At 61.7% G+C, this 14,245-nt stretch carries 13 protein-coding genes; 6 read left to right on the top strand and 7 right to left on the bottom strand.

Annotated elements, in window-relative coordinates; genetic code table 11:
- Positions 1 to 21: 21 nt before the first annotated feature.
- The 3 genes from BLU24_RS01245 to serC all read right to left on the bottom strand — a co-directional run bounded on the left by BLU24_RS01245 (position 22) and on the right by serC (position 3,324).
- Positions 22 to 864, bottom strand: a complete 843-nt coding sequence (locus BLU24_RS01245; RefSeq protein ID WP_093096551.1) for a YggS family pyridoxal phosphate-dependent enzyme — start codon at positions 862 to 864, stop codon at positions 22 to 24.
- Positions 864 to 2,117 carry a benzoate/H(+) symporter BenE family transporter gene (locus tag BLU24_RS01240; protein ID WP_093096547.1) on the bottom strand — a complete coding sequence of 418 codons (1,254 nt, stop codon included), beginning with the start codon at positions 2,115 to 2,117 and terminating at the stop codon, positions 864 to 866. Before BLU24_RS01240 ends, BLU24_RS01245 begins: the two co-directional genes overlap by 1 nt.
- A gap of 124 nt (positions 2,118 to 2,241) precedes the next feature.
- Positions 2,242 to 3,324: a 3-phosphoserine/phosphohydroxythreonine transaminase gene (gene serC, locus BLU24_RS01235; protein ID WP_093096542.1), complete on the bottom strand. Its 1,083-nt coding sequence runs from the start codon at positions 3,322 to 3,324 to the stop codon at positions 2,242 to 2,244.
- Positions 3,325 to 3,458: 134 nt separating this feature from the next.
- Here serC and pdxR point away from each other — a divergent pair, with 134 nt between their 5' ends.
- Entirely contained in the window at positions 3,459 to 4,955 is a 1,497-nt protein-coding gene (gene pdxR / locus BLU24_RS01230; RefSeq protein WP_093096538.1) for a MocR-like pyridoxine biosynthesis transcription factor PdxR, read from the top strand.
- Here pdxR and BLU24_RS27725 read toward each other — a convergent pair.
- Together BLU24_RS27725 and BLU24_RS01225 are read right to left on the bottom strand one after the other, a co-directional pair.
- Entirely contained in the window at positions 4,952 to 5,116 is a 165-nt protein-coding gene (locus BLU24_RS27725; RefSeq protein WP_172833232.1) for a hypothetical protein, read from the bottom strand. The genes pdxR and BLU24_RS27725 overlap by 4 nt on opposite strands.
- A gap of 30 nt (positions 5,117 to 5,146) precedes the next feature.
- A complete protein-coding gene (locus BLU24_RS01225; protein ID WP_093096534.1) occupies positions 5,147 to 6,445 on the bottom strand; it encodes a serine hydroxymethyltransferase in 1,299 nt (432 codons plus the stop codon).
- A 261-nt stretch (positions 6,446 to 6,706) separates the two neighbouring features.
- On the opposite strand from BLU24_RS01225, the gene BLU24_RS01220 reads away from it, so the two are divergent.
- From BLU24_RS01220 to BLU24_RS01200, 5 genes are all read left to right on the top strand, one after another.
- On the top strand, positions 6,707 to 7,921 hold the full coding sequence (locus BLU24_RS01220) for an MFS transporter (RefSeq protein ID WP_093096528.1): 1,215 nt from the start codon (positions 6,707 to 6,709) through the stop codon (positions 7,919 to 7,921).
- A gap of 156 nt (positions 7,922 to 8,077) precedes the next feature.
- Positions 8,078 to 9,040, top strand: coding sequence for an AurF N-oxygenase family protein (locus BLU24_RS01215; protein ID WP_093096523.1), 963 nt, complete (start codon positions 8,078 to 8,080; stop codon positions 9,038 to 9,040).
- Positions 9,041 to 9,045: 5 nt separating this feature from the next.
- Positions 9,046 to 10,098 carry a 2Fe-2S iron-sulfur cluster-binding protein gene (locus BLU24_RS01210; RefSeq protein WP_231990181.1) on the top strand — a complete coding sequence of 351 codons (1,053 nt, stop codon included), beginning with the start codon at positions 9,046 to 9,048 and terminating at the stop codon, positions 10,096 to 10,098.
- A gap of 37 nt (positions 10,099 to 10,135) precedes the next feature.
- Positions 10,136 to 10,846: a glutamine amidotransferase gene (locus BLU24_RS01205; protein ID WP_093096513.1), complete on the top strand. Its 711-nt coding sequence runs from the start codon at positions 10,136 to 10,138 to the stop codon at positions 10,844 to 10,846.
- 75 nt (positions 10,847 to 10,921) lie between these two features.
- A complete protein-coding gene (locus BLU24_RS01200) occupies positions 10,922 to 11,290 on the top strand; it encodes an antibiotic biosynthesis monooxygenase family protein (RefSeq protein ID WP_093096509.1) in 369 nt (122 codons plus the stop codon).
- Positions 11,291 to 11,493: 203 nt separating this feature from the next.
- On the opposite strand, the gene glmS is transcribed toward BLU24_RS01200, so the two are convergent.
- Positions 11,494 to 13,326 carry a glutamine--fructose-6-phosphate transaminase (isomerizing) gene (gene glmS, locus BLU24_RS01195; protein ID WP_093096506.1) on the bottom strand — a complete coding sequence of 611 codons (1,833 nt, stop codon included), beginning with the start codon at positions 13,324 to 13,326 and terminating at the stop codon, positions 11,494 to 11,496.
- A gap of 2 nt (positions 13,327 to 13,328) precedes the next feature.
- A complete protein-coding gene (locus BLU24_RS01190) occupies positions 13,329 to 14,105 on the bottom strand; it encodes a DeoR/GlpR family DNA-binding transcription regulator (protein WP_093096502.1) in 777 nt (258 codons plus the stop codon).
- Positions 14,106 to 14,245: the final 140 nt, after the last annotated feature.

Below are 14,245 nucleotides of genomic sequence, written 5' to 3'. Positions count from 1 at the left end.
CGGGCCTCCTGTAGAGGGGGATCAACGGCTGGGTGTGATCGACAACAACGTGTCTTCAATGAAAGGGCGGGCATCAGCGGTCGGCCAGTAATACGCATCCGGCATGGCTCGGGCACCGAAGATCGCCTGCCCGACGCGCACCACGGTCGAGCCCTCTTCAATGGCGACTTCAAAGTCACCCGACATGCCCATCGACAGCTCTTGCAGCGACACCCCGTCAGGGGCGCAATGAAGCAATCGGTCGCGCAATTCACGCAGCCGGACGAAGCAAGGGCGTACCCGCAGCGCGTCGGCCGAGAACAGCGCCAGCGTCATCAACCCGCGGACCCGCAGCGTCGGGAATGCTGGCATTGCCTCGAGGAAAGCCGCCACGTCATCGGGCGCCAGCCCGTACTTGCTGGCTTCGCCGGAAGTATTGACCTGGACGAACACGTCCATCTGCCGATCCAGAATGCGCAGGCGACGGTCCAGCGCCTCGGCCACCCGCAGGCTGTCCAGGGCCTGGAACTCACTGGCGAAGCGTGCAACCTGCTTGGCCTTGTTGGTCTGCAAGTGGCCGATCACCGACCATTGCAGGTCTTGCAGGTCGGTCATGGCTTCCCACTTGCGCTGGGCTTCCTGCACCTTGTTCTCGCCCAACAGGCGGCAACCGGCGGCATAGGCCAGACGCAGATGAGCTTCATCAAAGGTTTTGCTGACCGGCAGCAAGCGCACACCGGCGGGGTCTCGCCCAACCCGATGGCACGCCTCGACAATGCGTTGCTGCACGGCGGCCAGGTTGCGGCGAAAGTCTTCGACACTGTCGGCCTGTGGGTAACGACCATGGCGCGCATGCAGGATGAGGTCTTCGGTTTGAGCAGGCATCAGTTGGCCGCTCCCTTGGTGGGCACTGCAACCGGTTCGGCCTGTGGGCCTGCAGACTTTTCACGACGCGGCAACTGCCCATTGAGTACGACATAGGCGGCCAGGCCGATGACCAGGCCCCAGAACGCGCCACCGATGCCCAGCAAGGTGATATTGGCTGCGCAGGCGAGGAATGTGATCAACGACGCTTCGCGCGATTTCACGTCCGCCATGGCATTGGCCAGGCTCGCGCCGAGTGTGCCCAACAGGGCCAGCCCCGCCAGGGTGGTGATGAAGGTCGCCGGGAAAGCCATGAACACCGCCGCCAGGGTCACGCCGAAGATCCCTACCAGGATGTAGAAGATGCCCGCAGCCACGCCCGCGATCCAGCGCTTGGACGGGTCTTCCGACGCTTCCTTGCCCGTGCAGATGGCGGCGGTGATGGCCGCGATGTTGAAGGCATGGGAACCGAACGGCGCCATCAGCAGAGAACCCAGCCCGGTCACGCTGAGGATCGGGTTGGCACTGGTGTTGAAGCCATCACTGCGCAGCACCAGCATGCCCGGCATGTACTGCCCGGTGAGGGTGATCAGAAACAGCGGCAACGCCACGCTCAACAACGCATTGACCGAGAACTCCGGGCGGGTGAACACCGGCGTCGCAAACTCCAGCGTCAGCCCCGTGAAATCCACGCGTCCCTGCATCAGCAGAAAGCCAAGCCCCAGCACCAGAATGCCGACCACCGCGTAGCGCGCACTCAAACGCTTGAACAGGATGTAGGCACCGATCAACACCCCGACCAAAAGCGGGTCGAGGCTCATGCTGGCAAACGCACCGATGCCGAACTGCAGCAAGATGCCGCCCAACAAGCCCGCTGCTACACCCGGCGGGATCAGGCGAACGGCTTTTTCAAAGTAACCGGATACGCCCAGCAGCACGAACGCTGCAGCCGAAATCATGTACGCCCCAATGGCCTCGGCGTAGGGTGTGGTCGCCAGGGCGACGATCAAAAATGCCGCCGCCGGGGTCGACCAGGCAGTGATGATCGGCTCGCGGCTCATCCAACTGAGGAACAGCCCGGTCACCCCTACGCCGATCGACACAGACCAGACCCACGAAGCCGTCAACTCGGGGCTGAGCCCTGCGACCTTGGCGGCCTGAAACACCAGGATGAAGGTGCCGCCGTAATTGACGATCACCGAAATCAAACCGGCAACCACCGGGTGCAGCAGGTCCCGCAGACGCAGGGACGAGAGGGATTGAGTAGATGACATAGGTCTTGGCTCCTTGCTGGACGATTGCATCCGGCCGCTGGTAAGCGGTCATTTATAGCGATTGAATGGCGGGTTTTACCCCTACGCTTTAACGCAGCAGACCAGACCACTTTTTGTGGTCGGCTCAGCCGTGCTGACGCGCAAAGGCGCTCATGAAATCGCACAGCGCCTCGACCGCCGGCACTGAAACGGCGTTGTAGAGGCTGGCGCGCAGGCCGCCGACGCTGGCGTGGCCCTTGAGGCCGTTAAGGCCGGCCTGCTCCGCTTGCCGCAAAAAAATCTTCTCCAGCGCCACTTCGGCCAAGCGCAAGGGCACGTTATTGATGGAGCGATACGGCGCCTGCACTGAGTTGCGATAAAACCCTTCACTTTCATCGATGGCGCGGTACAGCATTCGCGCCTTGGCCTGATTGCGCTGATGCAGGGCCTGCAGACCGCCACTGCGCTTGATCCACTTGAGCGTCAGGCCTGTGAGGTACCAGGGGAAGGTCGCAGGGGTATTGAGCATCGACTGCGCTTCGCTGATGCGCGCGTAGTTGAGAATGTCCGGGGTAAAGGCGTGGGAACGCTCCAGCAACGCCGGGTCCACGATGACCACCGTCAACCCGGCCATACCCATGTTTTTCTGCGCGGCGGCATACACCAGCCCGTGCCTGGCGATGTCGATCGGCTTGGACAGCAGGCTTGAACAGGCATCGCACACCAGCGGCGCGTCGCTCGCAGGCGTGTCGATGAATTGCACGCCGTGTACCGTCTCGTTCTCGGTGTAGTGCAGGTAGGCGGCGTCGGCGTTAAGGCGCCAGTCCGAGGCGGGGGGGACATGGTCGAAACCGGACGCATGGGCGCTGGCAACCACACGCACCTCGCAGTAGCGCCGCGCGGCCTCGATCGCCTTGCCTGACCAGAGGCCGGTGTGCAGGTAATCCGCCGTGCCTTTATCGCCCATCAGGTTCATCGGCACTTGAGCGAACTGCAACGAGGCGCCGCCTTGCAGGAACAGTACTTTGTAGGCGGGCGGCACCCCGAGAATATCGCGCAGGTCCTGTTCGGCATCACGGGCCACCGCCATGAACACCTGCGAACGATGGCTGATTTCCATCACGGACATGCCGGTGCCGGCAAAATCGAAAAACTCCTCGTGCGCCTGAGTGAGGACGTCCAACGGCACCGCGGTGGGGCCTGCACTGAAGTTGTATGACCTGGCCATGGTTGAGTAACTCCTGTTCGAGAACGCTCGCCTTCGCGTCATCAATCGAGGTAAAGGCGCAGTAGCGAGGGCCAGAGTCTACGGATAAACTGGCCTGCCTTTACCTGCCAGTTCATGGAAAGAGAGCAGACCACATGGCCAAGACCTTCGAGCTGGAAACGCTGAAGATGCGCCTCAACGACGCTGAGTTTCAGCTGCTGGATCTGCATCAGCGGATCCAGCGTGCATTGCGTGCGCTGATTCTCGACGGCGCCCTCGGCCCCGGCTTGAAACTGCCCGCCACGCGGGTGCTGTCCAAATCACTGGGCTGCGCCCGCGATACCGTTGAGAACGCCTATGTGCAGTTGCATCGGGACGGGTTTATCGTGCGCCGAGAAGGTGCCGGCAGTTACGTCTGCGACACGGTGGGTGTCGAATTGCGCGGTGCTGGCCGCCGACGCCTCAAGGCTCAGGAGATCAGGAGCAGCGTCGCCGCACCGGGCGCAGCACTCAGTCAACGCGGGCGGATGATCTTCGACACCGGCGGCGTGCGCGATCAGCAAGTCATCAAGGCATTCGCCACCGGCCTGCCGGAAACCCGCAGTTTCCCGACGGATGTCTGGGAGCGTTTGCAACGCCAGGTCATGAAGGACTATCGCGCAAGCGTGCTGCTGCATGGCGATCCACAAGGGGCTGAGCCCCTGCGCAAAGCGATCGCCACCTACTTGAACCTCGAACGCGGCGCCAAATGCTCCCCCGACCAGATACTGGTCTTGAGCAGTACGCGTCAGGCGTTGTATCTGTGCGCGCAATTGCTGGTGGACGCCGGCAAGCCGATCCTGATGGAAAACCCCGGCTACTATGGGGCGCGCAAGGCCTTCCAGATCGCTGAAACCAAGGTGATGCCCATTGACGTCGATGAACAGGGCATCCGTACCGACCTGTTGTACGCCGACCGCAGCGGCGCCAATTGCGTGTATGTCACGCCCTCTCACCAATACCCCACCGGCGCGACATTGCCGCTGGAGCGGCGTCTTGAGTTGATCAATTGGGCGGCGCAAAAAGGCAAGTGGATCATCGAGGACGACTACGACAGCGAGTTCCATTACGACGGGCAACCCACGGCGTGCGTGCAAGGCCTGGACAAGTACCAGCGCACGCTCTACATCGGCACGTTCAGCAAAACCCTCTATCCCGGACTGCGTATGGGGTACATGGTGCTGCCCTGCGAACTGGTGAAGCCCTTTGCCTATGCGCGCAGCATGATGGACGGCCATACTCCGCAAACGCTGCAACTGACGCTGGCGCGCTTTATGGAGGACGGCCATTACAACGCGCATGTCCGGGCCATGCGCAAGCTGTATGCCGGACGCCGCTCGATCATGCACGACGCCATCGGCAAGTACTTGAGCACCGTGGTTACCGCCGAACTGCCGCCGGGCGGGTTGCAAATTCCCTGCGTGCTGAAATCCGGATGGTCCGAGGAAAAAACCATCCGCCAGGCCGCCACTGCCGGCGTGCAACTGTCCGGCCTCAGCGGCTTGTACGCGGGCGAACCGAAGCAACAGGGCTGGCTGCTGGGTTACTCCTCCCTGACCGCGTATGAAATAGAAGCCGCCATGTTGCGTCTGGCCAATGCCCTGAAAATCTAATGGCCCAGCGCATAGTTCATCAGCAGCTGCTGGGCCTGGACGACCATCCGTGAGCGCCGGGGCAGCCTGGAATGTTCAACCGTGATGACGGGTTGCGGCTTGGCGGTGGTGAACAAGCTGCGGGCAGCCGCCAGGCGGCCGGTGGGGATGATGTCGGACATCGGAATTCCTTTGCAAAAAAGCGCAGACGGTTAATACGGCAGCCGGAAACGCTTGGTCAGGTCGCTGATACCTTCACGAATCGAGCGTTCAGTTCGGCCGTCGAGGGCACCGCTGCGTACGCCACCGAGCATGGCCAGAATCATGTCGCCGATCTCTCTGAATTCATCGACCCCCATGCCACGCGAAGTGCACGCCGCACTGCCGAGACGAATCCCGGACGTCACGGTAGGCTTGACCTCATCGCCGGGCACGACATTTTTGTTCACGGTAATACCGATCGCCTCCAGCGCACGCTCGGCGATATTGCCCACCAGGCCCCACGGCCGCAGGTCAATCACCCCCAGGTGACAGTCGGTCCCTCCCGACACCACCAACAACCCACCTTCAGCCAATCGGCCGCACAAGGCCTGGGCGTTGGCAACCACAGCGTGGGCATATGCGCCGAAGGCCGGCTGCAATGCCTCGCCCAGCGCCACGGCCTTGGCTGCAACGATATGCATCAGTGCTGCGCCCTGCAGGCCGGGGTACACCGCCGCATTGATCTTCTGCGCAATGGCCTGCTCATTGCTCAGGATCATCCCGCCACGCGGGCCACGCAACGTGGCATGGGTACTGAGGGTGGTGACATGAGCGAACGGCACAGGAGACGGATACGCACCACCCGCGACCAGCCCGGCAACGTGGGCAATGTCGGCCATCAGGTACGCACCCACCTCGTCGGCAATCGCGCGAAACCGGGCGAAATCCAGCGCCCGCGAGTACGCCGAGGCCCCTGCGATGATCAGGCGTGGACGTTCTTGTCGGGCGATCTGCTCGACCTGATCCATGTCGACCCTGTGGGTCACCGGGTGCACGCCATAGCTGAGGGCCTGAAACCAGCGCCCGGACAAGTTGAACGCTGCGCCATGGGACAGGTGCCCACCGGACTTGAGGTCCAGGCCGAGGATCTTGTCTCCTGGCGCCAGCAGCGCCAGAAACACCGCCTGGTTGGCCTGGCTGCCCGAATGAGGTTGCAGGTTGGCATAGGCACAGCTGAACAGCTGCCTGGCCCGTTCGATGGCGAGCTCTTCAATGGCATCGACATTACAGCAACTGGCGTAATAGCGACGCCCTGGGTAGCCCTCGGCATATTTGTTGGTCAGCACCGACCCTTGGGCCTCGAGCACCGCACGACTGACCACGTTCTCAGCGGCGATCAGTTCGATTGACTGCACCTGGCGCTGACGCTCGGCGTCAATGGCGCGCCACACCTCCCCGTCCACCTGGGGCAGCGCAACGCCACTGACCCCTGGCAGCGCGTGGCCCTCCTGATAAGCGAAATGCGGCATGGTCACTCCCTGTGTAAACGCCCGGATAACACGCCGCACTACCCTAGCCGCCCACGGGCCGGCCGACCATACCAGTTCGCTCGGATGTTGCAGACCACTGCACCCAAAGTCCTTGCCACGCGTCTGCGCGGGGGCAGCCGTGAGGAAATCGCCGCCATTTAAAGTGGTCTGGTGGCCTCATGGGTAATGGACTATCGCGCAAGACCATCGCCTCATTAAGCTCTGCGCCGGATTTGCCATGCTCACTACACGGGTTTCGCCATGACGATTCGTATCGGGTTGCTGCCTCAGGTCGCCGCCGCACACTTTGTCAGTCATTTGCACATCATGGTGCTGGCGGCGCTATTCCCCCTGCTTCCGGCTTTTTTCAACGTGGAATATGTGGAGCTGGGCCTGGCGTTGAGCCTGTTCAATATCGTCACGGCGTTGGTGCAGGCACCCATGGGGTTTGCCGTGGACCGCTACGGTGCCAGACGCTTGCTGTGCGTCGCGCTGGCACTGGGCAGCAGCAGTTTCCTGCTGATTGCGCTCCTGCCCGGCTACACCTGTTTGTTGATCGGCATGGCGCTGGCCGGTGTCGCCAACGCCATTTATCACCCGGCCGACTACGCCCTGCTGTCGCGCCACATTGACCCCGCCCACATCGGTAAGGCGTTCTCCGTGCATACCTTTGCCGGGTTCCTTGGCGCGGCCGTGGCCCCGGTGTTTTTGCTGAGTATCGCGGTGGCGAGCAACCTGCCCATGGCCTTCGCGGCGGCCGCCCTGGTGGGCTTTTTCGTGCTGGCGCTGTTGTTGATCCCGGGCTCCGCACTGGCCCGAGTCACTCGCGAGTATCGCGCCGCAGACCCGACACCCAGCGGCGCCAATCGCCTGTCGCTGCTCTCGCCTATGGTGCTCAGCCTGACCCTGTTGTTCGTGCTGCTGAACCTGAGCACCGGCGCGATCGAGAAGTTCTCGGTCGCCGCCCTGATGCAAGGCCAGGGCGTGGCCTTGACCTGGGCCAACTCGGCGTTGACTGCCTTCCTCTTTGCCAGCGCTTTCGGCGTGCTGGCAGGGGGAGCCTTGGCCGACCGGACTCGCCGCCATGGCGTAGTCGCAGCCAGCGCGTTTGCCTTGGCCACCGTGCTGATGCTGCTGGTCGCCACCGCACGCTTGAGCGAGCCCGCGCTGCTGATCGTGCTGGGGGCTGCGGGCTTCCTGACCGGGGTGATCGCACCGTCCCGCGACATGCTGGTACGGGCGGCTGCTCCGAAGGGTGCCGAAGGCAAAACCTTCGGCATCGTCTCTACCGGCTTCAACATCGGTGGCGCCATCGGGCCAGTCGGGTTCGGCTGGCTGCTTGACCAAGATCAGCCCAACGCCATTTTCTGGGCCAGCGCCGCCTTCATGTGCCTGACCGTTGTACTGACCCTGATACAGGAGCGGTCCATGGCCAGGACCCGAAAAATGGCGGCCCTCCAAGTGGCATTCAAGTGACCTGAATCAATAACCGCCAGGTGTTTTTGCCGCAGACTTGAAGGGCGCCGTCCCGCATTTATTGCGCTGCACCCCTCGCTTGTGCGGACTCGTTATTTTTGCAAGGACTGCACGGTAAACCCCAACACCAACAGCCGATTCCCTTGGAGTTAAAACATGGAACGTTTGAATTGTGGTACCGATGACGTAGTAAAAAACATGCTGGCCAAACTCTCCACGCTCTGGAAAACCCGCGCGGCCGTCAACAACCCGCAACCGAACTACTGGGGCCTCGCCTTCGATGCCGACAAGCACGACTTCAGTCTGTCGCTGTTACCGTTTCGTCATCACCAGGCCTGGCTCGAAGCCCCTCAGGACCTGCAATCCAAATGTCTGTCGTATGCGTGGGGCATCTACAACCTCAAGACCATCTACATCGAATGCAATGTGGTCGTGCCGGCCTGCGAGGACATTATCAAGACCCCGCCGCCGAGCAACAACCGCGCCCTGCTGCAAGACGTGATGTCTCAGGCACTGCTCGACGAAGCCCTGCACACGCGCATGTCCATCATGGCCTGCAACTATATCTATGACATGCGCAAACTCACCCCGCTGGACTTCAGCGCGTTCAACCTGGTGACCTGGCGCGAGGCGCTCCTGGCCAACTGCACTGCCGAATGGGAGCGACGCCTGACCCGTTTCGGCGTCGCGTGTGCCAGCGAAACGCTGATCACCGACTACCTCAAAACCATGGCCGAGGACGCCAGCATTCAGGCGGTGTGCCATGAGGTCACGCGTACCCACGCCATGGACGAGTGGAGCCATTCCAGCGTCTTCAGCTTCGTCGCTTCCGACATCGTCAATGGCCTGAGCCGCAAGGAACGCGAGTACCTGCGCGCGATCATCCTGCGCACGGTGCAGATGTTCGCCAATAACGAAATGGGCGCCTGGTCCACCGTGTTTTCGATGCTGGATTTCCCCCACGCCGGCGAGATCGTGCGTGACGTGGGCGATAACAACGAAATCAGTGTCTACACCGACTCGCTCGAAGCCCTGATAGACCGGATCGGCTTGACCGGCAACGGCCTCAGCAGTGCCGAGCATGCCATTGAAACCCTAGGCGAGAAGGCCCGCGCATGAACGGCATGGCATCCTTCACGGCCCTGTGCGAACACGTAAGCACTGAAACGGCCAACGTAAAAGTCTTCACCCTGCGCGCGGTGGACGCCCCCGTCGAATTCCTCGACAGCCTGGAGGCAGGCAGACACGTGGCCCTGCACGCCGCGGACATGGCGGGCATCTATCACCAACGGTTGTATTCGATCACGCGCAAGCATGGCGTTGACCGGTTCGACATTGCGGTCAAGCGTGAAGGCCATGGCGGGGTTTCGGACCAGTTGCACGCTACGCTGCAAGCCGGCTCAACCACCGCGATGCAGTTTGTCGCAGGTGATATTTCGCTGGAGTCGGTTCTGGGTTGCCGCCAGGTCGGCATGCTCGCCGGCGGCATCGGCATCACCTTGCCGATTGCATTGCTGCGGGGTCTGGCCGAGCGCGCGCAGCGTGGACTGGCGGTGCCCGATGTGAGCCTGCTGCTGTGTGTGCCGTCCATCGCCGAGATTTCGTTTCTACAGGAGTTGCTGGAGCTTGAGCTGACCACATCGTGGTTCTCCTTGCGGGTGTTCGTAACCCGCGAAGCGGTTAACAACAACGGACACTTCATCGCCGGTCGCCCCGAGGTCCAGGACCTGAGTCGGCTGGGTAACCCCGACCGCGTGGTGATCTGCGGCAGCCATGGCTTCGCCCAGGGCATGCGCGAGCACACCCTGGCCATGTTCCCCGCGAGCCGCTTGCTCATCGAGTCATTCACGGCACCGGCCGCGCCGGCCTCCGCCGCTCAGCCGCAGGCTCAAGCCGACGCGACGTTGCGCCTGCACTTGAACCACAACGACCAGGTGCTGGAGCCGGCCGCCGGCAAGAGTTTGCTGGAGATGCTCGAAACCGGTGGCATCGAGGTACGCAGCCTTTGCCGCGCCGGCATCTGCGGTCACTGCCGGCTGAAAGTATCGGAGGGTCACTACACCCTTGAACCCGACTTTTGCCTGACGGACAAGGACAAGGACGACGGCTACGCCCTCGCCTGCTGCACCTTCCCGCAATCCGGGACGATCAAGGTCGACCTCTCCACCACGGTATGAACACGTACCGTCCTTACTTCAACAACTGGTTTTTTCCATGAAAACTGCCATTGCATTGCGCCACATTCACTTCGAAGACGTTGGCACCCTGGATACCGTTCTCGCCGAAGCAGGCTATACGCTGATTTACCTCGACCCCACGGTCGACGCCATCTACAGCGAGCCGGTGCTGCAGGCCGACTTGTTGATCGTACTCGGCGGCCCGATTGGAGCCTATGACGAGCAGCTGTATCCGTTTTTGCACGACGAATTGAAACTGGTGCGCCAGCGCGTTGCGTCCGGCAATCCCCTGCTGGGCATCTGCCTCGGTGCGCAATTGATCGCCCGGGCCATGCAGGCCGACGTCTACCCGATGGAGGTCAAGGAGATCGGTTTTTCACCGTTGACCCTGACCGCGGCCGGTCAAGACTCGCCGCTCGCCGCACTGATGGACACCCCCGTGCTGCACTGGCACGGCGACCAGTTCGATGTGCCGGAAGGTGCTGTGCTGCTGGCCAGTACGCCGGTGGGTGCTCATCAGGCGTTCGCCGTGGGCAACACGATTCTCGGCCTGCAGTTTCACCTCGAAGCCGATACCGCCAACATCGAGCAATGGCTGGTTGGCCATGCCAGCGAGCTGGCACAAGCCGGCATCGACCCTGTTGCGTTGCGCAGCGAGGCCCTTCACCTCGGCGACCGCCTGACCCGCGCCGCGAGCCACGTCATGCGGGCCTGGCTGAACAACCTGGGCACCCCGATAAAACACTGATAGCGATCGGGCACCTGCCCAGCGCATTTGCACCGTGTAAACCACCTGAAAAATATCAAGGATGAGGAATCAAAAATGATCGTCGTTTTGTTTGAGTTACAGGCACTGCCAGGCCAGGGCGAGACCTATGTTGACCTGGTCAACAAGCTGACCCCGCTGCTTGAACCCATGGAGGGGTTTATCTCCGTCGAGTGCTTTCAAAGCACGCTCAACCCCAAGAAGGTGATGTCGGTCACCACCTGGCGCGATGAGGAGGCCGTGGTGCAGTGGCGCAACGTGACAGCCCACCTGTCGGCACAGCGCGCCGGACGCGACAAAATCTTCGATGACTACCGCGTGCGCGTGACATCGGTGATTCGCGATTACGGTCTGCGTGATCGCGAACAGGCACCGTACAACGTAGTGGTCGACGGTGAACCCGCCGCGGCTGGCGCGGTGGTCTAACGGAGTATCTTTGCCACCTGCCCAAGTGCGAGAGATTTATTGTCGGTGGTTGTGGTGAGCCGGGCTCACCACAACCCGCTCTTCGCCATCGATAATCGCGCAACGCCTATTCGGTCATCCGGTGGACGCCGTTAAATAGAAAAAGCCCCTGAAATCAGGGGCTTTGGCGTTGCTGGGAAATCTGTTTTTTAGCGGTGGATAACTTATTCCACCGTCACCGACTTCGCCAGATTGCGCGGCTGATCCACATCCGTGCCCTTGAGCACCGCAACGTAGTACGACAGCAACTGCAGCGGAATCGTGTAAAGGATCGGCGAGAGGATGTCGTGGATGTGCGGCATTTGCACAACGTGGGTGCCTTCGCCATTGGTCATCCCGGCCTTCTCATCGGCGAAGACGACCAGTTCGCCGCCACGGGCGCGGACTTCCTGCAGGTTGGATTTGAGCTTTTCCAGCAGTTCGTTGTTCGGCGCAACGGTGACCACCGGCATGTCGTTATCCACCAGCGCCAGCGGGCCGTGTTTGAGCTCGCCGGCCGGGTAGGCTTCGGCGTGGATGTAGGAGATTTCCTTGAGTTTCAAGGCGCCTTCCATCGCCACCGGGAATTGCGCACCGCGACCGAGGAACAGGGTGTGGTTCTTTTCGGCGAACAGCTCGGCGATTTTTTCCACGGTGCTGTCCATCGCCAAGGCTTCGCCCAGGCGGGTTGGCAAGCGACGCAACTCTTCCACCAGCGTGGCTTCAACGCCTTTGGCCAACGTCCCGCGAACCTGGCCCAGCGACAGGGTCAGCAGCAGCAGGCCGACCAGTTGCGTGGTGAAGGCTTTGGTCGACGCGACGCCGATTTCGCGGCCGGCCTGGGTCAGCAGGGTCAGGTCGGATTCGCGCACCAGCGAGCTGATGCCGACGTTGCAGATCGCCAGGCTGGCGAGGAAGCCCAGTTCTTTGGCGTTGCGCAGTGCGGCCAGGGTGTCGGCGGTTTCGCCCGATTGCGAGATGGTCACGAACAGCGTATCCGGCTGCACCACCACCTTGCGGTAGCGGAATTCGCTGGCGACTTCGACCTGGCACGGGATGCCGGCCAGTTCTTCCAGCCAGTAGCGCGCAACCATGCCGGCGTGATAACTGGTGCCGCAGGCGACGATCTGCACATTGCGCACCTTGGCAAACAGCTCGGCGGCATGCGGCCCGAACGCTTGCACCAGTACCTGATCATTGCTCAGGCGGCCTTCGAGGGTGCGCTGCACCACTGCTGGCTGCTCGTGAATTTCCTTGAGCATGTAGTGGCGGAACTCGCCTTTGTCGGCGGCTTCGGCACCGTCGGTGTACTGCACGGTCTGACGCTCGACGGCGTTACCGTCGACGTCCCAGATCTGCACGCTGTCGCGTTGAATTTCGGCGATATCGCCTTCTTCCAGGTACATGAAGCGGTCGGTGACCTGGCGCAGCGCCAGTTGATCGGAAGCGAGGAAGTTTTCCCCCAGACCCAGGCCAACCACCAATGGACTGCCACTGCGCGCAGCGACCAGACGATCCGGTTGTTGCGCATTGATCACGGCCAGACCATAAGCGCCGTGCAGTTCCTTGACGGTGGCTTTGAGCGCAACGGTCAGGTCTGGCTGCTGCTTGAGCTTTTCGGTAAGCAGGTGGGCGATGACTTCGGTGTCAGTGTCGGAAGTGAAGACGTAACCGAGCGCCTTCAGTTGTTCACGCAGCGCTTCGTGGTTTTCGATGATGCCGTTGTGCACCACCGCAATGTCACCGGAAAAATGCGGGTGAGCATTACGTTCGCAAGGTGCGCCGTGGGTTGCCCAGCGCGTGTGAGCGATGCCCAGACGACCGGCCAGAGGATGCTCGGTCAGCGCCGCTTCGAGCTCGCTGACCTTGCCCGGCCGGCGCATGCGCGCAAGCGTTGCGTCGTTGGTGTACACCGCCACACCGGCGCTGTCATAGCCGCGGTATTCAAGGCGCTTGAGTCCTTCGAGCAGGATCGCGGTGATATTACGTTCTGCCACTGCGCCGACAATTCCACACATGTTTATTTCTCCTGACTGACAGCCGCGCTAATCACGGTGATACCGCGGGCCTGAAGGTGATCGCGGGCCTCATCGGGCAGGCGATCGTCGGTAATTAGGGTATGGACGCTGCTCCACGGCAGCTCCAGGTTGGGGATCTTGCGGCCGATCTTGTCGGCCTCGACCATGACGATGACTTCGCGCGCCACCTCAGCCATTACCCGGCTCAGACCGAGCAGTTCGTTGAAGGTGGTCGTCCCGCGCACCAGATCAATGCCATCGGCGCCAATGAACAACTGATCAAAATCGTAGGAGCGCAGTACCTGCTCGGCGACCTGCCCCTGAAAGGATTCCGAATGCGGATCCCAGGTGCCGCCGGTCATCAGCAGCACGGGCTCGTGTTCAAGCTCGCTCAAGGCATTGGCGACGTGCAGGGAGTTGGTCATCACCACCAGACCCGGCTGCTGGCCGAGTTCAGGAATCATTGCGGCGGTGGTGCTGCCGCTGTCGATGATGATCCGCGCGTGTTCGCGGATGCGCTGAACCGCGGCGCGAGCAATCGCCTGCTTGTATCTGGAGACACTTTGCGCGGTTTCCGCGACCAGTTCCTGAGGCATGGTGATTGCTCCGCCGTAACGGCGCAGCAATAAACCATGACTTTCGAGCGCGGCCAGATCCTTGCGGATCGTAACTTCGGAGGTTTCGAAGCGCTTGGCCAGTTCATCCACACTGACTTCGCCCCGCTCGGTGAGCAAGGCGAGGATGTTGTGGCGGCGCTGGGGCGTATTGCGTTTCGACATGGCGGCTTATGTTTCGATTCGAAAGATAACGTAAGCAATCAAAACCTATCGAAACAATGCCGTCAAGCCGTTGCGAGAAAAATTCAGAAAAAGACGTGTGGGAGCGAGCCTGCTCGCGAATGGGTCTCTCAGGCTAGTGA

Origin of the sequence: Pseudomonas sp. Z003-0.4C(8344-21) (assembly GCF_900104975.1) — a bacterium.
Taxonomy (GTDB): Bacteria; Pseudomonadota; Gammaproteobacteria; order Pseudomonadales; family Pseudomonadaceae; genus Aquipseudomonas; species Aquipseudomonas granadensis.
This window is presented reverse-complemented; position numbering and strand designations above follow the sequence as displayed.